Source organism: Pseudomonas sp. FSL L8-0168 (assembly GCF_037976155.1).
Taxonomy (GTDB): Bacteria; Pseudomonadota; Gammaproteobacteria; order Pseudomonadales; family Pseudomonadaceae; genus Aquipseudomonas; species Aquipseudomonas paracarnis.
The window spans coordinates 3,169,970-3,195,934 of the sequence record NZ_CP150262.1 but is presented as its reverse complement, the minus strand read 5'-3'; the positions used below and the strand labels follow the sequence as shown (position 1 = coordinate 3,195,934).

At 60.1% G+C, this 25,965-nt stretch carries 27 protein-coding genes and 4 tRNA genes; 20 read left to right on the top strand and 11 right to left on the bottom strand.

Annotated elements, in window-relative coordinates; all coding sequences use genetic code 11:
• Nucleotides 1-15: 15 nt before the first annotated feature.
• The 9 genes from MHH62_RS14465 to MHH62_RS14425 all read left to right on the top strand — a co-directional run bounded on the left by MHH62_RS14465 (nucleotide 16) and on the right by MHH62_RS14425 (nucleotide 8,464).
• A complete protein-coding gene (locus tag MHH62_RS14465; protein ID WP_014719150.1) occupies nucleotides 16-1,227 on the top strand; it encodes an O-succinylhomoserine sulfhydrylase in 1,212 nt (403 codons plus the stop codon).
• Between the two features lie 11 nt (nucleotides 1,228-1,238).
• Nucleotides 1,239-2,003 carry an SDR family oxidoreductase gene (locus MHH62_RS14460; RefSeq protein WP_014719149.1) on the top strand — a complete coding sequence of 255 codons (765 nt, stop codon included), beginning with the start codon at nucleotides 1,239-1,241 and terminating at the stop codon, nucleotides 2,001-2,003.
• 107 nt (nucleotides 2,004-2,110) lie between these two features.
• Nucleotides 2,111-2,186, top strand: a tRNA-Val gene (locus tag MHH62_RS14455).
• A gap of 56 nt (nucleotides 2,187-2,242) precedes the next feature.
• Nucleotides 2,243-2,319 (top strand) — tRNA-Asp (locus MHH62_RS14450).
• Between the two features lie 105 nt (nucleotides 2,320-2,424).
• Nucleotides 2,425-2,501: transfer RNA gene (locus MHH62_RS14445), tRNA-Asp, on the top strand.
• Between the two features lie 388 nt (nucleotides 2,502-2,889).
• Entirely contained in the window at nucleotides 2,890-5,721 is a 2,832-nt protein-coding gene (locus MHH62_RS14440) for a xanthine dehydrogenase family protein molybdopterin-binding subunit (RefSeq protein ID WP_032903799.1), read from the top strand.
• Nucleotides 5,714-6,253 carry a (2Fe-2S)-binding protein gene (locus tag MHH62_RS14435; RefSeq protein WP_014719147.1) on the top strand — a complete coding sequence of 180 codons (540 nt, stop codon included), beginning with the start codon at nucleotides 5,714-5,716 and terminating at the stop codon, nucleotides 6,251-6,253. Before MHH62_RS14440 ends, MHH62_RS14435 begins: the two co-directional genes overlap by 8 nt.
• 2 nt (nucleotides 6,254-6,255) lie before the next feature.
• Complete coding sequence (locus MHH62_RS14430; protein ID WP_020300944.1) at nucleotides 6,256-7,491, top strand: cytochrome c; 1,236 nt, start codon at nucleotides 6,256-6,258, stop codon at nucleotides 7,489-7,491.
• 1 nt (nucleotide 7,492) lies between these two features.
• Complete coding sequence (locus MHH62_RS14425; protein ID WP_014719145.1) at nucleotides 7,493-8,464, top strand: XdhC family protein; 972 nt, start codon at nucleotides 7,493-7,495, stop codon at nucleotides 8,462-8,464.
• Nucleotides 8,465-8,600: 136 nt separating this feature from the next.
• On the opposite strand, the gene MHH62_RS14420 is transcribed toward MHH62_RS14425, so the two are convergent.
• The gene (locus MHH62_RS14420) at nucleotides 8,601-9,884 is read right to left on the bottom strand and encodes an FAD-binding oxidoreductase (RefSeq protein WP_032903795.1); all 1,284 of its coding nucleotides are present in this window, start codon (nucleotides 9,882-9,884) and stop codon (nucleotides 8,601-8,603) included.
• Nucleotides 9,885-10,068: 184 nt separating this feature from the next.
• Between MHH62_RS14420 and MHH62_RS14415 the strand changes: the two genes are divergently transcribed.
• Nucleotides 10,069-10,145 (top strand) — tRNA-Val (locus MHH62_RS14415).
• A gap of 128 nt (nucleotides 10,146-10,273) precedes the next feature.
• Here MHH62_RS14415 and MHH62_RS14410 read toward each other — a convergent pair.
• Nucleotides 10,274-10,432: a hypothetical protein gene (locus tag MHH62_RS14410; RefSeq protein WP_339231183.1), complete on the bottom strand. Its 159-nt coding sequence runs from the start codon at nucleotides 10,430-10,432 to the stop codon at nucleotides 10,274-10,276.
• A 336-nt stretch (nucleotides 10,433-10,768) separates the two neighbouring features.
• Here MHH62_RS14410 and MHH62_RS14405 point away from each other — a divergent pair, with 336 nt between their 5' ends.
• The 4 genes from MHH62_RS14405 (at nucleotide 10,769) to MHH62_RS14390 (ending at nucleotide 13,625) form a co-directional block, all read left to right on the top strand.
• Complete coding sequence (locus tag MHH62_RS14405) at nucleotides 10,769-11,485, top strand: DUF969 domain-containing protein (protein WP_014719143.1); 717 nt, start codon at nucleotides 10,769-10,771, stop codon at nucleotides 11,483-11,485.
• Nucleotides 11,482-12,432, top strand: coding sequence for a DUF979 domain-containing protein (locus MHH62_RS14400; RefSeq protein WP_014719142.1), 951 nt, complete (start codon nucleotides 11,482-11,484; stop codon nucleotides 12,430-12,432). The genes MHH62_RS14405 and MHH62_RS14400 overlap by 4 nt, the downstream gene beginning before the upstream one ends.
• A gap of 7 nt (nucleotides 12,433-12,439) precedes the next feature.
• Nucleotides 12,440-13,069, top strand: a complete 630-nt coding sequence (gene pcp / locus MHH62_RS14395) for a pyroglutamyl-peptidase I (protein WP_072433801.1) — start codon at nucleotides 12,440-12,442, stop codon at nucleotides 13,067-13,069.
• Between the two features lie 64 nt (nucleotides 13,070-13,133).
• Entirely contained in the window at nucleotides 13,134-13,625 is a 492-nt protein-coding gene (locus MHH62_RS14390) for an anti-virulence regulator CigR family protein (protein WP_014719140.1), read from the top strand.
• Nucleotides 13,626-13,637: 12 nt separating this feature from the next.
• Here the strand turns inward: MHH62_RS14390 and MHH62_RS14385 are convergent, their stop codons facing one another.
• The 3 genes from MHH62_RS14385 to MHH62_RS14375 are packed head-to-tail and all read right to left on the bottom strand — an operon-like array spanning nucleotide 13,638 to nucleotide 16,009.
• On the bottom strand, nucleotides 13,638-15,038 hold the full coding sequence (locus tag MHH62_RS14385) for a heavy metal sensor histidine kinase (RefSeq protein ID WP_339231181.1): 1,401 nt from the start codon (nucleotides 15,036-15,038) through the stop codon (nucleotides 13,638-13,640).
• Nucleotides 15,035-15,706: a heavy metal response regulator transcription factor gene (locus MHH62_RS14380; RefSeq protein WP_003192516.1), complete on the bottom strand. Its 672-nt coding sequence runs from the start codon at nucleotides 15,704-15,706 to the stop codon at nucleotides 15,035-15,037. Before MHH62_RS14380 ends, MHH62_RS14385 begins: the two co-directional genes overlap by 4 nt.
• Nucleotides 15,707-15,748: 42 nt before the next feature.
• On the bottom strand, nucleotides 15,749-16,009 hold the full coding sequence (locus tag MHH62_RS14375) for a DUF2790 domain-containing protein (RefSeq protein WP_014719138.1): 261 nt from the start codon (nucleotides 16,007-16,009) through the stop codon (nucleotides 15,749-15,751).
• Between the two features lie 184 nt (nucleotides 16,010-16,193).
• Here MHH62_RS14375 and MHH62_RS14370 point away from each other — a divergent pair, with 184 nt between their 5' ends.
• On the top strand, nucleotides 16,194-16,898 hold the full coding sequence (locus MHH62_RS14370) for an HAD family hydrolase (protein WP_014719137.1): 705 nt from the start codon (nucleotides 16,194-16,196) through the stop codon (nucleotides 16,896-16,898).
• Here the strand turns inward: MHH62_RS14370 and MHH62_RS14365 are convergent.
• The 3 genes from MHH62_RS14365 to csrA form a co-directional block, all read right to left on the bottom strand.
• Nucleotides 16,860-17,156, bottom strand: coding sequence for a hypothetical protein (locus MHH62_RS14365; RefSeq protein ID WP_014719136.1), 297 nt, complete (start codon nucleotides 17,154-17,156; stop codon nucleotides 16,860-16,862). The genes MHH62_RS14370 and MHH62_RS14365 overlap by 39 nt on opposite strands.
• Before the next feature lie 98 nt (nucleotides 17,157-17,254).
• A complete protein-coding gene (locus tag MHH62_RS14360) occupies nucleotides 17,255-17,515 on the bottom strand; it encodes a hypothetical protein (protein WP_014719135.1) in 261 nt (86 codons plus the stop codon).
• Between the two features lie 210 nt (nucleotides 17,516-17,725).
• Complete coding sequence (gene csrA, locus MHH62_RS14355; RefSeq protein ID WP_003192511.1) at nucleotides 17,726-17,920, bottom strand: carbon storage regulator CsrA; 195 nt, start codon at nucleotides 17,918-17,920, stop codon at nucleotides 17,726-17,728.
• Nucleotides 17,921-18,184: 264 nt separating this feature from the next.
• Between csrA and MHH62_RS14350 the strand changes: the two genes are divergently transcribed.
• Complete coding sequence (locus tag MHH62_RS14350; protein ID WP_165901700.1) at nucleotides 18,185-18,550, top strand: SPOR domain-containing protein; 366 nt, start codon at nucleotides 18,185-18,187, stop codon at nucleotides 18,548-18,550.
• A gap of 35 nt (nucleotides 18,551-18,585) precedes the next feature.
• Here the strand turns inward: MHH62_RS14350 and MHH62_RS14345 are convergent, their stop codons facing one another.
• The 3 genes from MHH62_RS14345 to MHH62_RS14335 all read right to left on the bottom strand — a co-directional run bounded on the left by MHH62_RS14345 (nucleotide 18,586) and on the right by MHH62_RS14335 (nucleotide 20,811).
• Nucleotides 18,586-19,275 (bottom strand): endonuclease I family protein, encoded by a 690-nt coding sequence (locus MHH62_RS14345; protein ID WP_019820898.1) that lies wholly within the window; start codon nucleotides 19,273-19,275, stop codon nucleotides 18,586-18,588.
• A 4-nt stretch (nucleotides 19,276-19,279) separates the two neighbouring features.
• A complete protein-coding gene (locus tag MHH62_RS14340; RefSeq protein ID WP_014719132.1) occupies nucleotides 19,280-19,531 on the bottom strand; it encodes a DUF1654 domain-containing protein in 252 nt (83 codons plus the stop codon).
• 191 nt (nucleotides 19,532-19,722) lie between these two features.
• The gene (locus tag MHH62_RS14335) at nucleotides 19,723-20,811 is read right to left on the bottom strand and encodes an asparaginase (RefSeq protein ID WP_019820900.1); all 1,089 of its coding nucleotides are present in this window, start codon (nucleotides 20,809-20,811) and stop codon (nucleotides 19,723-19,725) included.
• 565 nt (nucleotides 20,812-21,376) lie between these two features.
• Here MHH62_RS14335 and MHH62_RS14330 point away from each other — a divergent pair.
• Genes MHH62_RS14330 through MHH62_RS14315 form a run of 4 tightly spaced genes read left to right on the top strand, consistent with a single transcriptional unit; the run spans nucleotide 21,377 to nucleotide 25,947 of the window.
• On the top strand, nucleotides 21,377-22,336 hold the full coding sequence (locus MHH62_RS14330; RefSeq protein ID WP_014719130.1) for a sugar ABC transporter substrate-binding protein: 960 nt from the start codon (nucleotides 21,377-21,379) through the stop codon (nucleotides 22,334-22,336).
• A 57-nt stretch (nucleotides 22,337-22,393) separates the two neighbouring features.
• Nucleotides 22,394-23,947, top strand: coding sequence for a sugar ABC transporter ATP-binding protein (locus MHH62_RS14325; protein ID WP_339231179.1), 1,554 nt, complete (start codon nucleotides 22,394-22,396; stop codon nucleotides 23,945-23,947).
• Nucleotides 23,944-24,921, top strand: coding sequence for an ABC transporter permease (locus MHH62_RS14320; RefSeq protein ID WP_003192502.1), 978 nt, complete (start codon nucleotides 23,944-23,946; stop codon nucleotides 24,919-24,921). The genes MHH62_RS14325 and MHH62_RS14320 overlap by 4 nt, the downstream gene beginning before the upstream one ends.
• 3 nt (nucleotides 24,922-24,924) lie before the next feature.
• On the top strand, nucleotides 24,925-25,947 hold the full coding sequence (locus MHH62_RS14315) for a LacI family DNA-binding transcriptional regulator (protein WP_014719128.1): 1,023 nt from the start codon (nucleotides 24,925-24,927) through the stop codon (nucleotides 25,945-25,947).
• The last annotated feature ends 18 nt before the right edge of the window (nucleotides 25,948-25,965 follow it).

The window sequence follows — 25,965 nt, the reverse complement described above, 5'->3', positions numbered from 1 at the left end:
ATAAGGAGTCGCAGCATGAGTCAGGAATGGGATGCCGGTCGGTTGGACAGCGACCTCGATGGCGTAGCTTTCGATACCCTGGCTGTGCGCGCCGGCCAGCACCGTACCCCGGAAGGTGAGCACGGCGACCCGATGTTCTTCACCTCCAGCTACGTGTTCCGTACTGCCGCCGACGCCGCTGCGCGGTTTGCTGGCGAAGTGCCGGGCAACGTGTATTCGCGCTACACCAACCCGACCGTGCGTGCGTTTGAAGAGCGCATCGCGGCCCTGGAAGGTGCCGAGCAGGCCGTGGCGACTGCCACCGGCATGGCGGCCATCCTGGCGGTGGTGATGAGCCTGTGCAGCGCCGGCGACCATGTGCTGGTATCGCGCAGCGTGTTCGGCTCGACCATCAGCCTGTTCGAGAAGTACTTCAAGCGTTTCGGTATTGAAGTCGATTACGTGCCCCTGGCGGACCTGTCCGGTTGGGAGGCGGCCATCAAGGCCAATACCAAGCTGTTGTTCGTCGAATCGCCGTCCAACCCGCTCGCTGAGCTGGTGGACATCGCCGCGCTGTCCGAAGTCGCGCATGCCAAGGGTGCCATGCTGGTGGTGGACAACTGCTTCTGCACCCCGGCCTTGCAGCAACCGCTGAAGCTGGGTGCGGACATCGTGGTGCACTCGGCAACCAAGTTCATCGACGGCCAGGGCCGTTGCATGGGCGGCGTGGTGGCCGGTCGCAGCGAGCAGATGAAGGAAGTGGTGGGCTTCCTGCGCACCGCCGGCCCGACCCTCAGCCCGTTCAACGCCTGGATCTTCCTCAAAGGCCTGGAAACCCTCAGCCTGCGCATGAAAGCCCATTGCGCCAACGCCCAGGCCCTGGCCGAGTGGCTGGAGCAGCAGGACGGTATCGAGAAAGTGCATTACGCCGGCCTCAAGAGCCACCCGCAACACGCCTTGGCCCAGCGCCAGCAGCGTGGTTTCGGGGCGGTGGTGAGTTTTGAAGTGAAGGGCGGCAAAGACGGCGCCTGGCGCTTCATCGACGCGACACGCTTGATCTCCATTACCGCCAACCTGGGTGACAGCAAGACCACCATCACCCACCCGAGCACCACCTCCCACGGGCGCCTGGCGCCGCAGGAGCGTGAAGCGGCCGGCATTCGTGACAGCCTGATCCGCATCGCGGTGGGCCTGGAAGATGTTGCTGACTTGCAGGCAGACCTGGCCCGCGGGCTGGCGGCCTTGTGATCGAGTGGTCCATGGAGGCTGCGGCGGCCAGTAACGGGCGCGTGGCGCTGGTGACGGGCGCGGCGCGGGGCATTGGCCTCGGGATTGCCGCGTGGCTGATCAGTGAAGGTTGGCAGGTGGTACTGACCGACCTGGACCGCGAGCGCGGTGCCAAGGTGTCCAAGGTGCTGGGCGACAATGCCTGGTTTATCACCATGGACGTGGCCGACGAGAAGCAAGTGGCCCAGGGTGTCGCCGAGGTGCTGGGGCAGTTCGGGCGCCTGGATGCGTTGGTGTGCAATGCGGCGGTGGCCGACCCGCGCAATATCACCCTGGAAAGCCTCGATCTGACGTATTGGAATCGGGTGCTGGCGGTCAACCTCAGCGGGCCGATGCTGTTGGCCAAGCACTGCGCGCCTTACCTGCGTGCCCACGGCGGCGCTATCGTCAACCTGGCCTCGACCCGGGCGCGTCAATCCGAGCCGGACACCGAAGCCTATGCGGCCAGCAAAGGTGGGCTGTTGGCCCTGACCCACGCGTTGGCCATGAGCCTGGGTCCCGAAGTGCGGGTCAATGCGGTCAGCCCTGGCTGGATCGACGCACGTGACCCGGCTGCGCGGCGTGCAGAGCCGCTCACCGACGCCGATCATGCCCAGCATCCGGCGGGCAGGGTGGGGACGGTGGAGGACGTGGCGGCGATGGTGGCCTGGTTGCTGTCACGCCAGGCCGGGTTCGTCACCGGGCAAGAGTTCGTGGTGGACGGCGGCATGAGCAAGAAGATGATTTACAGCGAGTAGGGCGGGTAGCCGCCTTGAAGTTATTTTGTCTTTTTCAGAAAAACTTCAAGCAGGCTATTGACTTAGGTCCGCTACCTGCGTAAATTTCGCGGCCTCAACGAAGCAAAGGGTGATTAGCTCAGCTGGGAGAGCATCTGCCTTACAAGCAGAGGGTCGGCGGTTCGATCCCGTCATCACCCACCACTTCTTGAGAGTTTTGCCCCTAGGGCAAGACGCAACGTTAAAGGTTGCACCGACGCGCAGCGGTAGTTCAGTCGGTTAGAATACCGGCCTGTCACGCCGGGGGTCGCGGGTTCGAGTCCCGTCCGCTGCGCCATATTTTCCAGGTTCGATCTGTCGGGCTTGAGATTGAACAGCCAAGGCTGATCGATCAGATGTTTAAAGGTGGTTGAGGGTTCATGCTCAATCAGCCAAGCGATACGCAGCGGTAGTTCAGTCGGTTAGAATACCGGCCTGTCACGCCGGGGGTCGCGGGTTCGAGTCCCGTCCGCTGCGCCATATCTGCCTCAAGGCCCACTGAACGCCTTGAAGCACAAGGAAAGCCACTGGCTCACCTTGATCCGATAGCAAAGACCCTGGTCGAAAGACCGGGGTTTTTTGTGTCTGGGGTTTGGAAAAAACCTCATCTTCTTCGCTACCACCAGCGCTCATTATCGGCAAACGGCCGACAGATCATTTCGATTCTGTCGGCCGTTTTTGCGTTCTTGTGTCAAAAAATTTCAATGTGGTTATTTGCCGCAGGCGCAGAAACCTTTAAAGTTAACCCTTCGGTCAACTTTGCACTGTCATCATGGCCTTTTGATTCGTCGAGAAAGGCTTCTGCAAGTCTCCAGATTCGGTGTACTTAACCATAAGGGCGGATTTATAACCGCTCAGAGGATGATCCATGTCCAACCGTGAAATAACCCGGCGCTCGTTCCTTCAGGGCGGGCTGGTGGCGGGTGTGAGTGTCACGCTCACGCCGCTCAGCACCCAGGCGCTGGCTGCCTTGATGGAAAACAGCGTGACCGTGCCGTCTGAAAAGTGGCTCGGCCATAACGGCAAGGCGCGCCAGCGTAACGATGCCTTGTCGAAAGTCTGCGGCAGCAAGGTGTTTGCCCGCGACATCCGTTCCAAGGACATGCCTGGCTGGCCCCAGCAGCAAGGTCACGCCATGTTGCTCAAAACCATCAAGGCCGACCACATCTACGCGGGCTACGACCTGTCGTGGCTTGGCGCCGAGTTGCAGCCGGACCGCATTGTCACCGCTGCCGACCTGGACAAAGACGGTATCGTCTTCCCGGAAGAACATGCGCCGGATCCGTTGTTGCCCGAGGGCAAAGTGCCGATGTTCATCGGTCACCCGGTGGCGATCCTGATCTGGAACGACTTCGAGCGTTTCCGTCAGGCCAAGAACAAGCTCAAGTTCAATGACAAGGCGATTCGTTACGGTGCCAAAGTGCCGTATTACGAAGGTGACCCCTACGGTAGCTTCCGCTACGTGCGCGTGGGTGGCCCGACCTCGGCCGACGAAGACGAATTCGCCAGCCTCAAGGATTCGATCCTGTTCCCGATGCTGAAAAACCGTCGCCCGGTGTGGAATTCCCAGCCAAACCTGCACGGCAACCTGACCGAGCGCGGGCTGTTCTACGCCGAGCGCATGAAAAGCCAGATCAACACGCCACCGGACAACTGGCTGGTGTTTGACGAGCGCTACAAAACCCCATCGATCGAACCGGCCGCCATGGAGCCGGACAACGGCAACGGTTGGTACGATCCGGCGACCAAGACCCTACACTTTGTGGTGGCCACCCAGTGCCCATTGGAAGTGGCGACCGAGACCGCCAAGATGATCTCGCCGTCGCGCTTCGGCCTGGCCCACCTGAACATGCATCCGGGTTATACCGTGGGTTACGGTTCCAAAGACCACAACATTTTCGTCTACTACGCCGCCCTCGCTGCGTTGTATGGCGCCGGTGTACCGGTGCGTCTGGCCAATGATCGTTACGAGCAATTCCAGAGCGGCATCAAGCGTCACTCGTTCGATATGCGCTATCAGTTGGCGGTCGACAAGAACGACCACAGCTTCAAAATCTTCCTCGCCGACATGAGCGTCGACGGCGGTGGCCGGATCAACTACAGCCCGTCGGTGGCTGCGGTCGGCGCCACGGCGGCGCAGTCGATCTACTACATGCCGCAGAACGACCTGCAAGTCACTGCGTACCACTCCCGTGGCGTTGAAGCCGGTTCGATGCGGGGCTACGGCACCCTGCAAAGCATGGCGGCGACCGAAATGATGGTCGACGAAATCGCCGGTCGCCTGGGTGTGGATGCCATTGAATTGCGACGCAAGAACGCACTGCGTTCGGGCATGAAGAACACCCAGGGCGCGATCCCTGCCGGTGCGTTGCGGCTGCACGAAATTCTCGACAAGGCCGCTGCGCACGACGTATGGAAAAACCGCGACGCGATCAAGCAACAGCGTGAAGCCGCAGACCCGGATAACTGGTATGGCGTCGGTTTTGCCATCTGCCAGAAAGACTTCGGCACCGGTTCCGAAGCGCCGATGGCCAGTGTTGAATTCAGCGCTGACGGCCGCATCAGCCTGCGCCACATCGGGATCGAAATCGGCACCGGCATGTCCACTTCGCAATCGCTGGTGGTCGCCGACTTCCTTGGCAGCCCGGCCCACGAAGTGAAGACCGGCGAAACACAATGGCAGGAAATGCAGTTGGTCACCGGCGGCAACCCCTACACCATGAGCCAGGCCGAGCAGGACAACCTGCTGCGCAACCCGCGTTGGGTGGGCAAGCTCGCGTCGGCGTCGTCCGCGACCAACTCGGCGTACTACTTCAGCCACGCCACCCGTGAAGCGGCGCGTGTGCTGTTCAACCACGGCCTGTGGCCAGCGGCGCTGGAGATCTGGCGCCAGGGCCCGTTCGGCGGCCAGGCCAACCCCTATGTGGTGCGCCGCGAAGACGCACATTGGGTGGACGGCAAGCTCACTGCCAACGGCATGCAGCCATTGAGCTTTGAAGAACTGGCCAAGCGCGCTCATGAGCGCGGCCTGGTCACCGCTGCCACGGTCCACGGGTTCAACCGCTGGAGCTGGGCCGAGGCTGAGTACAGCATCGACGGTGTGCGCGAGCGCCTGCCGCTCGACGGTCTGGCGGTGAAATACGGCGATGGCGCACCGAAAGCCAAGCAGGCGCTGATGAGCACTGCCGGTTTCCACCTGCTCGATCGCCAGAACGTCAGCTATCCCGCCACCCAGTTGAATAACGCTGCGGTGACGTACTACAGCCCCGTCGCCACGTTGGTCGAGTTGAAGGTCAACAAGGGTTCGGCGCAGGTCGAAGTGCTCAATCACCATTCATGGGTCGAGTGCGGGCGTGTGCTGGTTGAAGAGTTGGTCAAAGGCCAGCTCGAAGGTGGAGTGGCCATGGGTATCGGTCACGCGTTGATGGAGGAAATGCCGTTGTACGAAGGCGGGCCGGGGGAGGGCGACTGGAACTTCAACCGCTACCGTCTGCCGATGGCGCGTCACGTTGCCGTATGGAAACAGACCTCGGAGATTCTGCCGGCGCTGTCGCCAAGCGACCCGTCCAAAGGTATCGCTGAAGTGGTGATGATCCCGATTGTCGGGGCCATTGGTAATGCGGTGGCACACGCCATCGGTAAACGTGTTCGCGACCTGCCAATCACGGCTGCACGCATCAAGGAGGCCCTCAATGGCTAACCGTCCGCTTCAACTGACCCTCAATGGTCAACCCGTCGGCCCGGTGGACATCCCTGATGACCTGCCGATGATCGACTACCTGCACGAATACAAAAACCTCACGGGCTCGCGGCTGGGCTGCGGCCAAGGCATTTGCCACGCCTGTGTGGTGATCGTCGACAACCCGGACGGCACCAGCGAAGAAGTGCGCACCTGCATCACCGGCGCGCATTACTTTGAAGGCAAGCAAGTGCGCACTATCGAAGGCCACGCCAAGCGCGATGAGTCGGGCCAGGTCACTGAGCTCAACCCGATCCAGCAGCGCTTCGTGGATGAGTTCGCCTTTCAGTGCAGCTATTGCGCGCCGGGCTTCGTCAATGCGGCGACCGTGTTAGTGGAGAAACTGCAACGCCAGCCGACCGTGTACAGCAAGCTGGAACAAATCATCGAGGACAGCCTCGGTCATCACGTCTGCCGTTGTACCGGGTACGTGCGTTATTACAACGCCACCCGCAACGTGCTGACCGATCTCGGCCTGGTCAAGGAGGGTTAAGCATGAAGCTTTTTCTGACCCGCCTGGCCTTGGCGGTCGGCCTGGCCGCGCCGGTATTGTTTGCCCACGCTGATGATCAAGCCAAGCGCGGCGAATACCTCGCCCGCGCCGCTGACTGCATGGCCTGCCACACTGCACCGGGCGGTGCGCCGTTTGCCGGCGGCCTGCCGATTGTCTCGCCGTTTGGCACCATCTATGGCACCAATATCACGCCAAGCAAAGAACACGGCATCGGCTTGTACAGCGATGACGAGTTCTTCGCTGCGTTGACCGAAGGCAAGCGTCGCGACGGTGCGTACTTGTATCCGGCGATGCCCTACACCTCGTACCACCTGATGCCGCGTGAAGACTCGGACGCCATTCATGCGTACCTCAAAACCATCGAGCCGATCAAGCGCGCAGCGCCGGTCACGAGCCTGAGCTTTCCCTTCAACGTGCGCCTGGGCTTGATGGGCTGGAACGTGTTGTACGGCAAAGCGCTGAAACTGGAACCGGCCGAAGGCAAGAGCGAAGCCTGGAAGCGCGGCCAGTACATGGTCGAAGTGCTCGGCCACTGCGGCGAATGCCACACGCCACGTGGCCTGCCCGGTGCGATGGAGCTGGACAAACGCCTGACCGGCGGCATCCTCAATGGCTATCTGGCGCCCAGCCTGCTCGCCACGGACCTGGCCGCACGCGGCTGGAATGAGCAGGACCTGGCCACGTTCCTCAAGCACGGCATGAGCGCACAAGGGACGATGTTCAACGAGATGTTCCCGGTGTTCCACAACAGCACCCAGGGCCTGAGCGATGCGGACCTGGCCGCGATGGCGACCTTCCTGCTCGGCGATAAACCGCCGGCAGCCAAGGCGTTGGTCGAAGTGCCGGTGGACAAGCTCGGCCCGAGCGCTCAGCGCGGCCGCCAGGAATACCTGAACGTCTGTGCCGGTTGCCATGCCGCGGGGGGTGAAGGCAAGCCGCACATCGCGGTGGCGATGCGCGGCAACACCACGCTGCGTCTGGAAGACCCGCGCAACCTGGTGCGGGTGATCGAGGACGGGATCGGTGAGCAGAAGTTCTCCGGGTTCGAGCACATGCAACCGATGCCGGGCTTCGCTGGAAAACTCAGCCCGGCGCAACTCACCGATCTGATCAATTACCTGCGCCAAGGCTGGGGCGGGCAATCGGCGGAGCTGGCGGTGAGCGATGTGCAGAAGTTGCAGGCTGAGGCGCCGTCCATCGAGCACAAGGCGCACTGACATGCAGCATCTGGACCTGCAGGTGATACGACGGGCGCTGGAGTGGTCGGTGGCCGGGCAACGCATCTGGCTCTGTACGGTACTGGCCACCTACGGCTCGGCGCCGCGTGCGCCGGGTTCGTTGCTGGCAGTGAACGCCGCAGGGCAGTGGATTGGGTCGTTGTCGGGTGGTTGCGTCGAGGAAGACTTTCTCGAACGCGTCGCTGACGGTGCGTTTCTCGATGCGGTCAACGTGGTGCGCTACGGCGCAGGGGACGATCCGCGCTCGCGGGTCAGCCTGCCCTGCGGCGGCATTCTCGAAGTATTGGTTGAGAAGTTCGAGCCTGACTGCGAGGTGCAGGCGCACCTGCGTGAAGTGGAGTCGGCGCTGCTCGGGCAGCGGCGCTTGATTCGCCAGGTCGACCTGGCCAGCGGGGCGCGCCGCCTGGTCGCTGATTGTGAGCAGGGCGCGCGCATCGAGCGTGACAGTGAGCGGGTGCGCCTCCGCGTCGGTGCGGCTCAGCGTCTATTGCTGGCCGGGTACTCCAGCGTGGCGCAGGCGTGTGCCGAGTTTGCAGTCGGCCTCGGGTTCGAAGTGATTCTCTGCGACCCACGCGATGAAGTGCTCGAAGGCGTGGTGCTCAATGGCGTGGAGATTCGTCGCCAGTTGCCGTCGGTGTTTATTGCCGATGGCGGCTGTCACCGTGATACGGCGGTGGTTGCGCTGACGCATGACCCGCGTATCGACGATCTGGCGATGATGGAAGCGGTGCGTACCGACGCGTTCTACATTGGCGTGATGGGGTCGTTGCAGACCTCGCAGAAGCGCTTTGAGCGACTGCGCCGCATCGGTGGGTTGGGGGAGCCTGAACTGGCGCGGATACACGCGCCCATCGGGCTTAACCTGGGGAGCAGGACGCCGTCGGAAATTGCGTTGGCGGTATTGGCGGATATCGTGCGGATTCGCAGCGGGATTGCTCGCGACCGGCTCTGAGCGCATCTTTGCTTGAAGGCTTGATGTAAATGTGGCGAGGGAGCTTGCTCCCGCTGGAGTGCGTAGCGCTCCCAGGCTTTTGGGGCCGCTTCGCAGCCCAGCGGGAGCAAGCTCCCTCGCTACAGTCTGCCTGTGTTTACATCCCGAATTTATCCCGCAACCCGTAGTACCAAGCCCCCAGCGCCGCAAACGGCGTGCGCAACATTTGCCCACCCGGGAACGGGTAATGCGGCAAACCCGCAAACGCATCAAAACGCTCTGCCTGACCCCGCAAGGCCTCTGCCAGTACTTTGCCTGCCAGGTGCGTGTACGTCACGCCATGGCCGCTACAGCCCTGGGAGTAATAGATGTTGTCACCCAGGCGACCGACCTGCGGCAAACGCGACAGGGTCAGCAGGAAATTGCCAGTCCAGGCGTAGTCGATCTTCACGTTCTTCAGTTGCGGAAATGCCTTGAGCATTTTCGGCCGGATGATCGCTTCGATATTCGCCGGGTCTCGTGCACCATACACCACGCCGCCGCCGAAGATCAGGCGCTTGTCGCTGGTGAGGCGGTAGTAGTCGAGCAGGTAGTTGCAGTCCTCGACACAGTAATCTTGTGGCAATAAAGTCTTGGCTACTTCATCGCCCAGTGGCGCCGTGGTGATCACTTGGGTGCCACACGGCATCGACTTGGCCGCCAGCTCCGGCACCAGATTGCCCAGGTAAGCGTTCCCCGCGACGATAATGAATTTGGCCCTGACCTTGCCTTCGGCGGTATGCACCACCGGATTAGCGCCGCGCTCGATGCGCACCGCTGCCGATTGCTCATAGATCGTGCCGCCCAGGGATTCCACAGCCGCGGCTTCACCGAGCGCCAGGTTGAGCGGGTGGATATGGCCGCCGCTCATGTCCAGCAAGCCGCCCACATAGTTGTCACAGGCCACCACTTCGCGGATGCGTCGCTCGTCCAGCAACTCCAGTTGCGTATGGCCGTAGCGCTCCCACAGACGCTTCTGCGATTCCAAGTGGCCCATGTGCTTGCTGTTGAGGGCGGCGAACACGCCACCGTCCTTCAAGTCGCACTGGATCTGGTACTTGGCCACGCGCTCACGGATGATTCTGCCGCCTTCAAACGCCATCTGCCCCAACAACTGCGCCTGCTGAGGCCCGACGCTGCGCTCGATCACGTCGATATCGCGGCTGTAACTATTGACGATCTGCCCACCGTTGCGACCCGAGGCACCAAAACCGACCTTGGCGGCTTCCAGCACCGTAACGCGAAAGCCGTTCTCCAGCAGAAACAGCGCACTGGAAAGCCCGGTATAGCCGGCCCCGATCACGCACACATCGGTCTCGACCTCACCTTGCAACTCAGGACGGGGCGGAACTGCATTCGCAGAAGCGGCGTAATACGACTGGGGGTAGGGGGTGTTCGCCATCCTGGAACCTCTGTTTTATATTTTTTACGAGTGCGCCGATCCTACCTGAGTTGAAAATTGCCTGCCAGCCACCCGAAAATCACGGGTGTACCCGGCGCAAATAAAAAATTCGCATATTCATAGGGTTAGCTGCAAAAAAGATGTTGACACCCCTCCGGAATTCCGTAGAATGCCGCCTCACAGCAGGCACGTAGCTCAGTTGGTTAGAGCACCACCTTGACATGGTGGGGGTCGTTGGTTCGAGTCCAATCGCGCCTACCAAACAAAATCCGCTCTGCTGGGCGGTCTAGAAGGGCTCACCGAAAGGTGGGCCCTTTTTTGTTGCCTGAAATTTGGGCAAAGGAAAGTCAAGAGGCCGGGCGGCGTCCTTTCAGGGCTTGTATGTCCAATCAGGCGAAAAGCGTCGCCACCGCCAGCAGGCAAATTACCTGGGCGAACAGCTGGCAGCGTATTTCGCCAAGCGTGGTCGCCATATTACTCATTTGTCCGGCATACATAGCGGGAACCCCCATTGTCGGCGTGACGCCGTGCATGAACTGCAAGTACACACAGCTGCACCGTGGAGTATAGGTGCAGATCAGGAATTTTCCCTGCCGACGCCATAGCGAGTTCATCCTCACGTCTTTTCCAAAAAAACTGCGCTGAATCTCTCCATGGTGCCGTACCCCCGATGCCATCCCCCCACAAAAATTATTGGTTTGCAGCAACAATTTTTCTTGTTGGACACCCCCGTCCCCAGGCAGCAAAGTTGCCGCCACTGACGCTCGACCTTCCAGGTCAACAATAAAAAACCGAGCCGATTGCACGCCATTTTCATGCTGTGAGCCCTTTGCCCACATCCTGCTGTAATGGCGCCGCAGCGCGCACTAAAGGACCTCTTCGCCATGCAAACTGTTGTGAACTTATGGCCGTTGATCGGCGTACTTGTCATCGTGGTCGGCTTTGTATTGCGCTTCAATCCGCTGTTGGTGGTCACCGCGGCCGCCATCGCCACCGGGCTTGCCGCCCAGTTCCCGCTGGAAAAAATTCTCGCCACCATGGGCGATGGCTTCCTTCAGACCCGTGCCTTGCAACTGATTCTGTTATTGCCGCTGGCGGTGATTGGCCTGCTGGAACGCCATGGCCTGCGCCTGCATGCGCAGAACTGGATTGCACGCTTCGAACGCGCCACGGTCGGGCGTTTGTTGATCATCTATCTGTTTGTGCGTGAGTCCACGGCGGCCATGGGGTTGACGAGCCTGGGTGGGCATCCGCAGATGGTGCGGCCGCTGCTGGCGCCGATGGCCGAGGGCGCCGCAGAAAAACGTTATGGCAAGCTGCCTGACAAGCTACGCCACAAGGTACTGGCCATGTGCGCTGCCACCGACAACGTCGGGTTGTTCTTTGGTGAGGACATCTTCGTGGCCTTTGGTGCGATTGCGTTGATGCACACCTTCCTGCTTGGCTCGGGGATTGATGTGGAGCCGCTGCACATTGCGGTGTGGGGCATCCCGACGGCGATCTGCGCCTTCATCATTCACGCTATCCGGTTGCATCGTTTCGACCGGCGCTTGACCCGCGAAATGAGCTCGGCCACCGCTCCAGTGGAGGCTGCTCAATGATTATTTCCATTCAATACCTGTACTGGCTGGCGGGCGTGCTGTTGCTGATCACCGCCGGCATGATCCTGCTCGACCGTTCCCACCCCAAGCGCTGGTCCAGTGCACTGTTCTGGTTGTTGTTCGCCGTACCGTTCCTTATAGGCGAGCGCCTGCCCTCGGTGGTCATCGGAGTGGGTGTGGTGGTGATGGCATTGATTGCGGGCTTGGGCGGCGTTGGTCGTGGCCGCCATGCCCAATTGCACGACAAGGCGTCTCGCGCCAGTGCCGGGCGCCTGGGCCACAAATTGTTCATCCCGGCGTTGGCGATTCCGCTGACCACGGTGATTGGCTCAGTGTTGCTCAAACACACCGAAATCGGTGGTGTACCGCTGCTGGACCCGAAGAACACCACCTTCGTCTCCCTGGGCATCGGTTGCCTGATTGCCCTTGGCCTGGCCTGCTGGCTGACCCGGGATACGCCGGTACAAGCGTTACGCGAATCCCGTCGCCTGACCGAAGCCCTGGGCTGGGCCATGGTGCTTCCGCAAATGCTGGCGATGCTCGGGCTGTTGTTCAATGAGGCCGGGGTGGGCACGGCGGTCGCTCATGTCACCACCACCTACATCAACCTGGACTACAAGTTGGTGGCGGTGATGGTCTATGTGCTGGGCATGGCCTTGTTTACCGTGATCATGGGCAATGGTTTTGCGGCCTTTCCGGTGATGACCGGTGGCGTCGGCGTGCCGGTGCTGGTGGGGATTTACGGTGGCAACCCTGCGGTGATGGCGGCCATTGGTATGTTCTCGGGCTATTGCGGTACGTTGATGACGCCCATGGCGGCCAACTTCAATATCGTACCGGCGGCGCTACTGGAACTGCCGGACAAAAATGCGGTGATCAAGGCCCAGATACCCACGGCGCTGATGATGCTGGTGGTCAATATCGTGCTGCTTTACCTGTTGATGTGAGGTGATTGTGCAAAACGTATTGCTGACGGGCTTCGAGCCCTTTGATAAGGCGGCGGTAAACCCTTCTTGGGAGGCCGTGCGCCAGTTGGACGGTGTGCAGTTGTGCGAGGGGGTGCAGATAGTTGCGCGTTGCTTGCCCTGCGCATTTGCCACCGCGGCCGAGACCTTGCTGCAGTTGATCAACGAACTGCAGCCGGCAATGGTCATCGCCACAGGCCTGGGGCCTGGGCGCAGTGATATTTCCATCGAGCGCGTTGCGATCAACGTTAACGATGCGCGTATTCCCGACAATCTGGGCGCTCAGCCAATTGATACCTCAGTGGTGGAGGGCGGCCCGGCGGCGTACTTCTCGACGTTGCCGATCAAGGGCATGGTCAAGGCGGTGCGTGAGGCGGGTATTGCGGCCTCGGTATCGCAGACGGCGGGGACGTTTGTGTGCAACCAGGTGTTTTATCGTTTGCAGCACGCCTTGGTGGGGACTGGGGTGCGCAGTGGGTTTATTCACGTTCCCGGCTTGCCCGGATCGAGCGAGCCGTCGATGGTGCTATCGACAACCGTGGAAGGGCTGCGGGTTGCGGCGCTGGCAGCCTGGCAAACCCAGGCGGATGTCGTCCTTGCCGGTGGCCAGATCAGCTGACAGCTGTACGCTGTGTTGCAATTTCAACTACAGTTCCAGCACACCCTTGCCTCGGAAAGTCGCCATGTTAAAGCGTACGAAACTTGTATCGGCTGCGTTGTCGCTTGCACTGTCCGTCACCAGTGGCCTTGCCCTTGCAGATCCAGGTAATGGCAAAGGCCAAGGCAATAACAAGGGTGACGCCTATGGTGGGCAGGACAACGGCAAAGGTCACGGTAATAACAAAGGTAATGCCCAGGGCGGGCCGGGTAAGGCCAAAGACAAGGGCGGCCAATCCAGAAATGACTTCAGCGTTGATCGCGGTCTTGTACTGAACGTGCTGGGCGGTCACCGCGATTATTGGCGCCCAGGGCCAGCCTTACCGCCTGGCATTCAGAAAAACCTGGCACGCGGCAAGCCCCTGCCGCCTGGTATTGCCAAGAAGCTGGACGGCCGCTTGCTGGGGCAGTTGCCTCGCTACGACGGTTACGAATGGCAGCAAGCGGGAACCGACTTGATATTGGTGGCCATTGCGACCGGTATCATCTACGAAGTTCTGAACGGTGCGTTTGATTGAGGTGCCGCGCCCTCAGGCTTCACGGCCGGGGAAAAACAACTCAAAACAGGTCACGCCATCTTCACTGCTTACACGGTACCGCCCGTTATGCAGTTGCATGATGGTCGCCACGATCGAGAGCCCCAGGCCGTTGGACTGGGATGACCGCTCGCGGGATTCATCCACCCGGTAGAACCGTTCGAACAGCCGCGGCAGGTGCTCAGCCGGGATCGTCTGGCCTTGGTTGCTGACTTTCAGGTTGATGCCCGCGCCATCCGGCACTGCCTGGATACTCAGCTCCGAGCCCGGCGCGCCATACTTGATGGCGTTGGCACACAGGTTGGCCAAGGCACGGCGCAGCAGCATCGGTTCAGCCCAGATCACCCCTTCGCCCAAGGCCGTGATGTGCATGTCCACATCACCGGCCAGCCCCTCGAAGTAATCCGCGATGCGTTCCACTTCATCCGCCGCGTCCAGCGCCTGGCGTTGGCGCAGTGCGCTGGCGGGGTCGGTGCGGGCCAGGAACAGCATGTTGTCGAGCATCCGCGCCAGGCGCTCCAGCTCTTCGACATTGGAGGCCAGCAGTTGCTGGTAGCTCTCGATGCTGCGCTGCTGCTGCAGGGCCACCTGGGTTTCGCCGAGCAGGTTGTTGATCGGGGTGCGCAGTTCATGGGCCATATCGGTGGACACTTGGCCCAGTTGTACAAAGCCTTTGGCCAGGCGTTCGAGCATGGTGTTGAACGAGTCGATCATGGGCAGCAATTCTTTCGGCGCGCCTTGGCTGTCGAGGCGCTCGGCCAGGTTGCTGACGCCGATCCCTTGGGCATGCCGGGCCAGGCGGCGCAACGGCAGCAAGCCGCGATGAACCAGCAGGTAACCCACCAGCGCCAGGATGATCGCGGCGATACTCGCCAGGATGTATACGCTGAGTCGATAACTGGCGAGCACCGCGGTGCGCTCGGTCATCAGGCGGCCGCTGGTGATTTGCAGGCTGCCCAGGTCGCCGGAGTCGATAGCCACGGCCACCAGCGAGAAGGGAATACCGTTCAGGCCTGGCAAATGTTGCACGTCGCTCAATATGAGCCGGTGATCCTTGGGCAGCGGCTGGATCGACGGCAACTCAATATTTCCCGGGTTTACCAGCAGCAGCGGCTGCTGGCCGGGTGCGGCGATACTCAGCACCGATTCGCGGTTGCCCAACATGTTCTGGAACAGCTCTGGCTTGGTCTTGATCAAGTCCAAGGTATTGCTGTCGTTGAGCAGGTTGCGTAACTGGTCCACCCGGGATATCAGCGCGGCGTCATCGCGGCGGATCAGTTCGCGCTCCAGCTCCCGGTACAGCGCCACGCCCAGGGTTGCCAGCAGGGCGAAGGCGAGCAGGGCGAAGATCAATGCCAGGCGCAGGGTCAGGGAGTAAGGGTGCTGGCGGCTCATGGCTGGGTATCGAAGCGGTAGCCAATGCCCCGCACGCTGTGGATCAGCTTGAGCTGGAACGGGTCGTCGATTTTCAGGCGCAGGCGGCGCACGGCGACATCCACCACATTAGTGTCGCTGTCGAAGTTCATGTCCCATACCCGCGAAGCAATCAGCGAGCGGGACAGCACTTGGTCCTGGTGCGTGGCAAACAGGTGCAGAAGGGCGAACTCTTTGTTGGTCAGGGTAATGCGCGTGCCGGCGCGGGTGACCCGACGTTTGAGTACGTCAATGTGCAGGTCGGCGATGTGCAGTTGCTCTTCATCCCGGCTCGGGCCACGACGGTTGAGGGTACGCAGGCGCGCCACCAGTTCGGCGAACGAAAAGGGCTTGATCAGGTAGTCATCGGCACCCAGTTCAAGGCCTTTGATGCGGTCGGCGATGTCATCGCGGGCGGTGAGGAACAGCACCGGCGTATCGGCCTCTTTGCGCAGGCGACGCAGCACTTCCCAGCCATCCATTTTCGGCATCATCACGTCGAGTACGATCACGTCGAAGGGCGTTTCAAGGGCCTGGTGCAAACCGTCCACGCCATCGCGGGCCAGGCTCACACAATGCCCCAGTTCCTGCAGGCCATTGAGCAGATAATTGCCGGCCTTGGGTTCGTCTTCGACTACAAGGATGTTCATGGGAAGTGCTCTGCTTCAATAAGTTGCGCCAGTGTAGCCCGATCAATTGTCATTGGCGCAACCGGTGCCCTGGACTTGGTAATCCAGCACATGTTCGCGGTCTTGGTGGTCCAGGTAGCGCAGTTGCGCCGGCACAACCCCGCATTGGCCGTAGGTGTCGGTGCTCGACAGCACCTTGGCGACATCCAGGTGCACGAAGAAGCCGGTCTTGTCATGGATCACGTTGGCGGCAGGGGCGGCGTCGGCAGCGAATACCGAGCCAGTGACGAGCAAAGCGGCGAAGCCCAGGGCAATCAGTTTCATGGTGGTGTCTCACGTTCCGGGTGGGTAGTGAGCTCACGGTAACCAGGCGACCCCAACAGCCAACCAACAGGATCATGACAAGTTCGTCATTTTTGCCTCGGAACTGACGGGCCAGATCTCGGCGTTTACAAGCGTCAAGGTGATCCGTAGATTGCAGGGGCCCAGCCCATGAGGAAGCCGCGCAGTGTCCAGCCCAACTCCAAACGTATTTACCCGGCGTTACCGCGCCTTTCTGTTCGATATGGACGGGACCCTGCTCAACTCCATTGCGGCTGCGGAGCGCGTGTGGGGCATCTGGGCTGCACGGCATGGCTTGGATGTGGAAGCGTTCCTGCACACCATTCATGGTGCCCGCGCAATTGATACGATCACCCGCCAGGCGTTGCCGGGTGTCGATCCACAGGTAGAAGCCCAATGGATCACCGAGGCTGAGCTGGACGATGTCGAAGGCATCGTGGCAGTTCCCGGCGCGGTGGCGTTTTTGGCCAGCCTGCCCGTCGATCAATGGGCGTTGGTCACCTCTGCGCCAAAAGCGTTGGCCGTGCGCCGGCTGCAAGCGGCGGGCATTCCGGTGCCGGCGGTACTGGTGACAGCCGAAGATGTAAAGACGGGCAAGCCCGATCCGGCCTGTTATGTGCTGGGTGCCCAGCGCCTGGGCGTGCCGGTGCAAGACTGCCTGGTGTTCGAGGACGCCACAGTGGGCATTCAGGCTGGGGAAGCGGCGGGGGCGGATATCATGGTGGTGACCTCGACACACATGGCGCCGATGGTGACTGCCCATGCTTGCATCGAGGAATATAGTGCGTTGAAAGCCGAGCGTGGGGCTGATGGCTTGCTGTCCTTAAGTCCGTTACCGGTCTCGGCCTTCCAGGCAGTCGAGGGAGTCTGATAGCGCCTGCAACCGGCTATTTTTCATGCCTTGGCGCGACATTACCATTTCCCTGAGTATCTCGGTGGCGAGCTGGTTGATGGCCTCTGTACCGTGATAGTGCGCACGCACGATGCCGGTAATCGCGAAGTGATCGGTCTCTGGGCCGCTGAGCACGGCTGACAGGGTGCCGTCGGCATGCAGCGTGCACTCAACCCTGTAGCTCGGCAGGCGTTCTGCCAAGGCTTTTTCGATTTGGGATTTGTTGAGGGTGTCCATCTGCTTTTGCACCTTTGATTAGCTGCGCAACGCAAGCCCAATGATAGGTGGTGGTGCGGCGGTGTAAATACCGGCGATCCGATAACCGCTAAACGCCCTCAGCGTGCGGCTTTTTCATGGGCGCGATGAGCGGCGCGCTGACACAGCTTGCGCAAGATCACCTTCTGGATGGGCTTGAGGCAGAACACAAGCAGGTAGCCACAGAGTAGAAGCGCCAGATCCACCCAGGAATGGGTGTCGGGATCGGCCCCTTCAACTTCCATTCTCAGGCCACACCCGAGTGCCACGAAGGTCAGCCCTATCAACAGGGCAATCATCCAGGATCTGGAAACAAGGGATTGCGACGCGGCTGGCCTCATCGACGTGTTCCTGAAATGCACTCGGATGGCAGGATAAAGTGTCAGAAATTGGGCTGCCAATAGCGCGACAAGTTCCGGATACCCTGACAGTTTCATCTTGCAGCGAAGGGAAAGCTCAAGGCGCGCTGGTCACGCGGGGAAACGCGAGCAGGCCAATTGGGTTTTCGCCAGCCGTTACAGTGAACGAAAAGGCTGGCTACTGGAGGCGTTTCAAGGCGTCTGGTTTTTATCGGGTGCAGTCAGGCCGGCCTGGATACGCTGGTAAATCTCCTCGCGATGCACGGCAACATCCTTAGGGGCGTTGATGCCGATTCGTACTTGCTGGCCGCTAACGCCCAGGATGGTGATCGTAATGTCATCACCGATGTTTATGCTTTCACCGACTTTGCGGGTGAGTATAAGCATGGACTTCTCCTTGAATTACTTTTAAGGACACATGTTTCAGACAGGGTAGGTGTCGGATGTGTGTAGCTTACTGCGAAGCGCTTCCCTGTGACTGCCTCTTTCTAGGACGCATAGAGGCGACATTAATTCCCATGGCGGTATCATACAGGTCGCGATACATGATTCGCATTGTTTAAGCCAACGTTTATGACGGCCAGAATAGACAGTGAATGGTAAAGTTGCCTCTTTGATCCTCAAAGGAGCAGGGCAGTGCGTAAAGTAGCGATGGCAATTGTGGTGTTGGCGTTGGCCGGATGCGGTGAAGGTAAGTCGGTCGATGCCCCCAAGGCCAAGCCTGCCGTGACCGAAAGCCTGCCGCAAACCGGTGCGATTGCCGCTCAGGAGTGGGATATACGGGTCGGCCCGCCGGACCACAAGCTGCAGGCGATCACCGACCTGACCGCCTGGTTGCTGGAACACGGCTTCAATTTCTATATCGTCAAAGTCGACGGCAAGGATGAGGTGCTATTGGGGCCGTTCGCGACCAAAGCCGAGGCCGAAGCCAAGCAGGCGCTGCTAAACGAAAAAATGGCACGGGCCAAGAAAAACGACACCGTGTCGGAGATCACCGAACACAAGGCTGCGCAGTAGCAGCAGGCCAGGTGGGCGGGCAGCCCCGCCCACGTTCAGCCGCAGGCCTTCAGGTTGACCGGGCCGACGAACTCATTGCCGCGCCCCATCACGCAAGCCACGGTCTGGTTGCGCTGGCGCTCCCAGATTTGCACCGGATAGGTCTTGTTCCAGGCTTCATACAATTGCCGGTCCTGCTTCGACAGGCGTAGGCCGTATTGCTTGCTCATATAAAAATACGTACGTGCGATCATTCCGCGAATGGACGGGCGCGGCATGACTTTCTTTGCCTTGAAGTCCACCTGGGTCAGGCATGAGCCGTACTGCCCGCTTTGCACCGGCAGCCAGCCAAAGCTGAAGTTGTTACGGTCGCCATTCACTTCGCCGATGCTCGGCACCAGATTGTGCAGGTCTGCCTCGGCGCGCTTGAACACCTCATCATGGCGCGTGCAGTTTTTTCGCCCGCCATTTTGCCAGCATTGGCGCAGATGCCCGATTTGCCAGGCCGGTACGATGTGTTCCCACTCAATGCGCGCGGCGCGGTTGGCGTTTTTGCGGGGGATGTAACCGCAGGCTTTCAGGTTGACCCGGTTACCGGTGTATTTGCAGCCGCAATAAAATTCGGTGGATTGCGGCGCGTAGAGCTTCCAGGCGATTTTCTTGGCTTCGCTGAAGGTTCGAGGGGCTTGGGCGTTGGCGGTGACGGTTAAAAACAGACAGCACACAGCAATAAAACGGGCACTCATTGAATCAATCTTCCTTCGGCACAACCCAGAAAATCTGCACGCCACCGTCATCTCGATAGGCGAGGGTGACGTTGTCGTTTTCCGAAATCTCTTCCAGTAAACGTTGCCAATCGGTCTCCGGTTCATCGGGTAAACGGAAGATCAACGCTGCCTTGGCTTTTTGGGCGTTGGTCGAATTGATGATTTTTTGCACGCGGATAGCCAGGCGCTGGTAGGCGTCAGGCGATGCAGGGGCTGCGGAAGAGGGCTTTGCCACAGAACATTCCTTAATTGGCTGTACGCACATACAGTATTTAACTGTAGGCAATTTCGCAACTGCTTAAATTTCAAGAAGTTCGTCTGACAGCGAATCAGGAAGTTTGTTGAGGTGCGGGGGGAGAGGGGTTGAATATGGCGAGGGAGCAAGCTCCCTCGCCACAAAAGCATCTACAGGTGAATCAGCAGGGATCAGTATTCCCAGAAGATCCGTTGCAGTTCCTTGCTGTCCTGGGTCTTGGTCAGTGCGACCATGGCCAGGATGCGGGCTTTCTGCGGGTTCAGGTCAAGGGCGGCGACCCAGTCGTATTTGTCGTCTGGCTGTTCGGCGTTACGCAGAACCATGCCACCGGCGTTGACGTGGGAAGAACGAATGATCTGCACGCCTTGCTTGCGCAATTCCACCAATGCTGGAACGACCTTGGACGATACCGAGCCATTGCCGGTACCGGCGTGAATGATCGCTTTGGCGCCCGCTTGGGCCAATGCTTTGTAAGCGGTGTCGCTCACGTTGCCGTAGCCGTAGGCAATTTCAACGTCAGGCAGGCTTTTGATGGTCTTGATGTCGAACTCAGAATCCATGGTGTGACGCTTGGCCGGCAGGCGGAACCAGTAGGATTTGCCTTCAACGACCATGCCCATTGGCCCCCATGGGCTCTTGAAGGCTTCGGTTTTGATGTTGATCATCTTGCTGACGTCGCGACCCGATTGGATCTCGTCGTTCATGGTCACCAGCACGCCTTTGCCGCGGGCTTCCTTGCTGCCTGCGACCGCAACGGCGTTGTACAGGTTGAGCATGCCGTCTGCCGACATCGCGGTGCCTGGGCGCATGGAGCCGACGACCACGATAGGCTTGTCGGTTTTTTCCACAAGGTTCAGGAAGTAGGCGGTTTCTTCAAGGGTGTCGGTGCCGTGGGTGATCACGATGCCATCCACGTCCTTGCTGTCGGCCAATTCGGCGACACGGCGACCCAATTGCAGCAGGTTTTCGTTATTGATGCTTTCCGACGCAATTTGCATTACTTGTTCGCCGCGAACATTGGCGATCTGGCTAAGCTCAGGAACGCCGGCGATCAGTTGTTCGATGCCGACTTTGGCTGCCTGGTAGGTGGCGCTGTTGGCCGCGCTGGCGCCGGCGCCAGCGATGGTGCCGCCGGTGGCGAGGATGACCACGTTGGACAGTTTGGTCTTGCTTTCAACTTCCTTTGCCTGGGCGGCAACGGGGAACAGCAGCAGAAGGGCCAGGGCGCCCGGAATAACGTTCTTCAATGCAGATTTCATTATTTTTCTCTCTGGTTTTTGATGAGTGCTGTAGCAGGTTCATCTAGAACACCCGGGCGGTTCTGAACGCCGCGAGGTGCTGAGAAAGAGCAGGATTTGTACCAGGCTGAGTATGTTGGTTTTTTTAAATTAACTTATTGATTTAAAACAACTTAAAGCAAGATTTCGGTTTGGTGGGGGGCGGTGCTGTCCGGCTTTCCGAACGAGAAGGGCTGTGGTGTTCGGTTGTCCGAAAAGCGTTCACGATTTGTCCAGGCACCCTGCGTGATCATTCGCCACCCAGGCTGTCGTTTCAGCGAAGGTCAGAGAGGGCGAGCTTGCTTAAACGTATCAGCGGCCGATAGCTGAAGGGAGGGCCTGGAGGGCGTCCATGAAAGCCTTGCTGCTACCGTTGACAAATCTCGACAAGGTTCTCATAGTTTACTCAACGCAAACGTTTGCGAGATGTTTCACTGCGCCCTTGGCACATCGTGACAGCTCGTATCAGCCGCCCAAGTGGGAGGGCTGCCGAAGGGGTCTTCGGTGCAAGCGTTGCTCACAATAATCATAAGATCGGAGTGAACCCATGAAGCTGCCATTTGCTGGACGTCTTCTTGCTGTTGCTGTGCTTGCTGCCGCATCCGCCGCTTTGCCTCTCTCTTCTGCATTTGCCGATGACGCTGCCAAAACGCCTACCGTGGGTTTGGTGATGAAGTCCCTTGCCAATGAGTTTTTCGTCACCATGACCGACGGTGCGAAGGACTACCAGAAAGCGCACCCAACAGAATTCAAGTTGATCTCCAACGGCATCAAGAACGAAACCGATACCAGCGCGCAGATCGCCATTGTCAACGAAATGATCAACGCCAAGGTCGATGCGCTTGTCATCGCTCCCGCCGACTCCAAGGCACTCGCCAGTGTGCTGAAGAAAGCTTCCGATGCCGGTATCAAAGTCGTCAACATCGACAACCGCCTGGACCCGGAAGTACTCAAAAGCAAAAACCTCAATATCCCGTTCGTAGGCCCGGATAACCGCAAAGGCTCCAAGCTGGTGGGCGACTACCTGGCCAAGCAACTGGCCGCCGGTGACAAGGTCGGCATCATCGAGGGCGTACCCACTACCACCAATGCCCAGCAGCGCACCGCAGGCTTCAAGGATGCGATGGACGCGGCAGGCATGAAGATTGTTTCCACCCAATCCGGTAACTGGGAAATCGACCAAGGCAACAAGATCGCGGCAGCGATGCTGAGCGAAACACCGGATATCAAGGCGCTGTTGGCCGGTAACGACAACATGGCCCTGGGCGCTGTTTCCGCCGTGCGTGCGGCAGGCAAGGCCGGCAAGGTGCTGGTTGTGGGTTATGACAACATTGACGCGATCAAACCAATGCTCAAGGACGGTCGTGTGTTGGCCACCGCTGACCAGGCCGCTGCCCAGCAAGCCGTGTTTGGTATCCAGAACGCGCTGAAGCTGGTCAAGGGTGAGAAAGTCGATGCCAAAGATGGCGTGATCGAAACCCCGGTCGAGCTCGTCATCAAGCAGTAATCCTGGCAGTACCCAACAGCGCCTGCTCGTCCTGAGCGGGCGCCTGGAGATTTTCCTATGTCATCTTCCGCCCCGAACGCTGTCCTCTCGGTCAGCGGTATCGGTAAGACCTATGCCCAACCGGTTCTGTCCGACATCACCCTGACGCTCAATCGCGGGGAAGTGTTGGCGCTGACCGGTGAGAACGGCGCAGGCAAAAGCACCTTGTCGAAGATCATCGGTGGCTTGGTCACGCCCACTACCGGGCACATGCAATTCAATGGTCAGGATTACCGCCCCGCCAGCCGCACCCAGGCCGAAGCCTTGGGCGTGCGCATGGTCATGCAGGAACTCAACCTGCTGCCGACGCTGACCGTGGCTGAGAACCTATTCCTGGATAACCTGCCGAGCCGCTGTGGCTGGATCAGCCGCAAACAACTGCGCAAAGCCGCGATCGAAGCCATGGCCCAAGTCGGCCTGGACGCGATCGACCCGGACACGCTGGTGGGCAGCCTGGGCATCGGTCACCAGCAAATGGTCGAGATCGCCCGTAACCTGATCGGCGACTGCCATGTACTGATCCTCGACGAGCCCACGGCGATGCTTACTGCTCGTGAAGTCGAGATGCTGTTCGAACAAGTCACGCGCCTGCAGGCTCGAGGCGTGGCGATCATTTATATTTCTCACCGGCTCGAAGAGTTGGCCCGTGTCGCCCAGCGCATTGCGGTATTGCGCGACGGCAAGCTGGTCTGCGTCGAGCCGATGGCCAATTACAACAGTGAGCAGTTGGTGACCTTGATGGTCGGTCGCGAACTGGGTGAACACATCGATTTGGGCCCGCGCACCATCGGAGGCCCGGCCTTGACGGTGAAGGGCCTGACCCGTTCGGACAAGGTCCGCGATGTGTCCTTTGAAGTGCGCGCCGGTGAAATCTATGGCATTTCCGGCCTGATCGGCGCCGGCCGCACCGAGTTGCTGCGCCTGATCTTCGGCGCCGATCCGGCCGACAGCGGCACCGTGGCCTTGGGTTCGCCGGCCAAGGTGGTGAGCATTCGCTCGCCGGTGGACGCGGTCGGTCATGGTATTGCCTTGATCACCGAAGACCGCAAGGGTGAGGGCCTGCTGCTGACCCAATCCATCAGCGCCAACATCGCCCTGGGCAACATGCCGGAAATTTCCGGCGGTGGCGTCGTCAACAGTCGCAACGAAACCGCTCTGGCCAAGCGCCAGATCGACGCCATGCGTATCCGCAGTTCCAGCCCGACGCAACTGGTGTCCGAGCTGTCGGGTGGTAACCAGCAGAAGGTGGTGATTGGCCGCTGGCTGGAGCGCGATTGCGCGGTGATGCTGTTCGATGAGCCCACCCGTGGTATCGACGTCGGTGCCAAGTTCGACATCTACGCTTTGCTCGGTGAATTGACCCGTCAGGGCAAAGCGCTGGTAGTGGTGTCCAGTGACCTGCGTGAGCTGATGCTGATCTGTGACCGCATCGGTGTGTTGTCCGCCGGGCGGCTGATCGAGACCTTCGAGCGTGACAGCTGGACCCAGGACGAATTGCTCGCCGCCGCCTTTGCCGGCTATCAGAAACGTGATGCGCTGCTCAACGAAGCCGCGCCTAGGAATACCCCATGAAAACAAGCATTTCCCCCGGTAAAACTGGCGGCAACTTCTATGGCCTGGGTACTTACCTGGGGCTGGCAGGTGCCTTGCTGGCAATGATTGCGCTGTTCTCGGTGCTCAGCGATCACTTCCTGTCCTATGACACCTTCAGCACCCTGGCCAACCAGATTCCTGACCTGATGGTGCTCGCGGTGGGCATGACCTTCATCCTGATCATTGGCGGCATCGACCTGTCCGTGGGCTCGGTGTTGGCATTGGCAGCCTCGGCAGTCAGCGTGGCGATCCTGGGCTGGGGCTGGAGCGTGTTGCCCGCCGCCCTGTTGGGCATGGGCTGCGCGGCGTTGGCCGGCACCATCACCGGTTCCATCACGGTGGCCTGGCGCATTCCCTCATTTATCGTATCCCTCGGCGTGCTGGAGATGGCCCGCGGCGTGGCCTACCAGATGACGGGCTCGCGCACCGCTTATATCGGTGACTCGTTTGCCTGGCTGTCCAACCCGATTGCTTTTGGTATTTCCCCGTCGTTCATCATTGCGCTGCTGGTGATTATTGCGGCCCAGTTGGTGCTGACCCGTACTGTGTTCGGGCGTTACCTGATCGGCATCGGTACCAACGAAGAAGCGGTGCGCCTGGCGGGTATTAACCCCAAGCCATACAAGATTCTGGTGTTCAGCCTGATGGGCCTGCTGGCCGGTGTGGCGGCGCTGTTCCAGATTTCGCGCCTGGAAGCGGCGGACCCGAATGCCGGTTCGGGCCTGGAGCTGCAAGTGATCGCCGCCGTGGTGATCGGCGGCACCAGCCTGATGGGCGGGCGTGGCTCGGTCATCAGTACGTTCTTCGGGGTGTTGATTATTTCGGTCTTGGCCGCCGGGCTGGCACAGATCGGCGCGACGGAACCGACTAAACGTATCATTACCGGCGCCGTGATCGTGATTGCCGTGGTCCTCGATACTTACCGCAGCCAGCGCGCCAGTCGGCGGGGCTGAACCATGGCAACGATCAAGGATGTGGCAGCGCTTGCAGGTATTTCCTACACCACCGTGTCCCATGTGGTGAACAAGACGCGCCCAGTCAGCGAGCCGGTACGCATCAAGGTCGAGGCGGCGATCAAGCAGTTGGACTACGTGCCCAGTGCCGTCGCACGCTCGCTCAAGGCCAAGACCACGGCCACCATCGGCCTGCTGGTGCCCAATAGCCTCAACCCGTATTTTGCCGAACTGGCTCGGGGTATCGAGGATTACTGCGAGCGTAATGGCTATTGCGTGATCCTCTGCAACTCGGATGACGACGCAGAGAAACAGCGCAGTTACTTGCGCGTGTTGCTGGAAAAGCGCGTCGACGGCTTGATCGTGACATCCGTGGGCGGCGATGACAGTGGCCTTGCCGCGGGCTTGAGTGCAGTGCGCACGCCCATGGTGATTGTCGACCGGGCGCTGGATGGGATTGATGTGGACCTGGTGCGCATCGATCACGAAGAGGGCGCTTACCTGGCGACCCGGCACCTGCTTGAACTGGGGCACCGGGACATCGCCTGTATCGGCGGCCCTGGGCATACCCGCGTGGCGCAGATGCGCCTGGCGGGTTACCAGCGTGCATTGCGCGAGGCGGGCATCGAGGTGTTGGCCAGTCGTACCCTGGAAAGCGATTTCACCAGCACGGGCGGGTATGCCGCAGCCGTAGAGTTATTATCGCAACACCCGCCCAGCGCGATTTTCGCCAGCAACGATATGATTGGTTTTGGCGTGCTGCGCGCCGCCGCCGAGCGCAATGTGCGGGTGCCGGGCGAGCTGTCGGTCATCGGTTTCGATGACATCCAGATGGGGCGCTACGTCTACCCCGCGCTGACGACGGTCGGCCAGTCGATCCTGCAATTGGGCGAGACTGCGGCCGAATTGTTACTGCAACGAATAGCAACACCCCAACTGCCGATCGATCAACGTATCGTGACGCCCAGTATTGTTTTGCGTGAGTCGACTGCGCCATTGGCTGATGTGTTCGCCCAATACCGCTGAACCGAATTGATGAGTACT

Coding starts and splice junctions, on each gene's coding strand:
- MHH62_RS14465 (WP_014719150.1), top strand. CDS start 16: ATGAGTCAGGAATGGGATGCCGGTCGGTTGGACAGCGACCTCGATGGC.
- MHH62_RS14460 (WP_014719149.1), top strand. CDS start 1,239: ATGGAGGCTGCGGCGGCCAGTAACGGGCGCGTGGCGCTGGTGACGGGC.
- MHH62_RS14440 (WP_032903799.1), top strand. CDS start 2,890: ATGTCCAACCGTGAAATAACCCGGCGCTCGTTCCTTCAGGGCGGGCTG.
- MHH62_RS14435 (WP_014719147.1), top strand. CDS start 5,714: ATGGCTAACCGTCCGCTTCAACTGACCCTCAATGGTCAACCCGTCGGC.
- MHH62_RS14430 (WP_020300944.1), top strand. CDS start 6,256: ATGAAGCTTTTTCTGACCCGCCTGGCCTTGGCGGTCGGCCTGGCCGCG.
- MHH62_RS14425 (WP_014719145.1), top strand. CDS start 7,493: ATGCAGCATCTGGACCTGCAGGTGATACGACGGGCGCTGGAGTGGTCG.
- MHH62_RS14420 (WP_032903795.1), bottom strand. CDS start 9,884: ATGGCGAACACCCCCTACCCCCAGTCGTATTACGCCGCTTCTGCGAAT.
- MHH62_RS14405 (WP_014719143.1), top strand. CDS start 10,769: ATGCAAACTGTTGTGAACTTATGGCCGTTGATCGGCGTACTTGTCATC.
- MHH62_RS14400 (WP_014719142.1), top strand. CDS start 11,482: ATGATTATTTCCATTCAATACCTGTACTGGCTGGCGGGCGTGCTGTTG.
- MHH62_RS14390 (WP_014719140.1), top strand. CDS start 13,134: ATGTTAAAGCGTACGAAACTTGTATCGGCTGCGTTGTCGCTTGCACTG.
- MHH62_RS14385 (WP_339231181.1), bottom strand. CDS start 15,038: ATGAGCCGCCAGCACCCTTACTCCCTGACCCTGCGCCTGGCATTGATC.
- MHH62_RS14380 (WP_003192516.1), bottom strand. CDS start 15,706: ATGAACATCCTTGTAGTCGAAGACGAACCCAAGGCCGGCAATTATCTG.
- MHH62_RS14375 (WP_014719138.1), bottom strand. CDS start 16,009: ATGAAACTGATTGCCCTGGGCTTCGCCGCTTTGCTCGTCACTGGCTCG.
- MHH62_RS14365 (WP_014719136.1), bottom strand. CDS start 17,156: ATGGACACCCTCAACAAATCCCAAATCGAAAAAGCCTTGGCAGAACGC.
- MHH62_RS14360 (WP_014719135.1), bottom strand. CDS start 17,515: ATGAGGCCAGCCGCGTCGCAATCCCTTGTTTCCAGATCCTGGATGATT.
- csrA (WP_003192511.1), bottom strand. CDS start 17,920: ATGCTTATACTCACCCGCAAAGTCGGTGAAAGCATAAACATCGGTGAT.
- MHH62_RS14350 (WP_165901700.1), top strand. CDS start 18,185: ATGGCAATTGTGGTGTTGGCGTTGGCCGGATGCGGTGAAGGTAAGTCG.
- MHH62_RS14345 (WP_019820898.1), bottom strand. CDS start 19,275: ATGAGTGCCCGTTTTATTGCTGTGTGCTGTCTGTTTTTAACCGTCACC.
- MHH62_RS14335 (WP_019820900.1), bottom strand. CDS start 20,811: ATGAAATCTGCATTGAAGAACGTTATTCCGGGCGCCCTGGCCCTTCTG.
- MHH62_RS14330 (WP_014719130.1), top strand. CDS start 21,377: ATGAAGCTGCCATTTGCTGGACGTCTTCTTGCTGTTGCTGTGCTTGCT.
- MHH62_RS14325 (WP_339231179.1), top strand. CDS start 22,394: ATGTCATCTTCCGCCCCGAACGCTGTCCTCTCGGTCAGCGGTATCGGT.
- MHH62_RS14320 (WP_003192502.1), top strand. CDS start 23,944: ATGAAAACAAGCATTTCCCCCGGTAAAACTGGCGGCAACTTCTATGGC.
- MHH62_RS14315 (WP_014719128.1), top strand. CDS start 24,925: ATGGCAACGATCAAGGATGTGGCAGCGCTTGCAGGTATTTCCTACACC.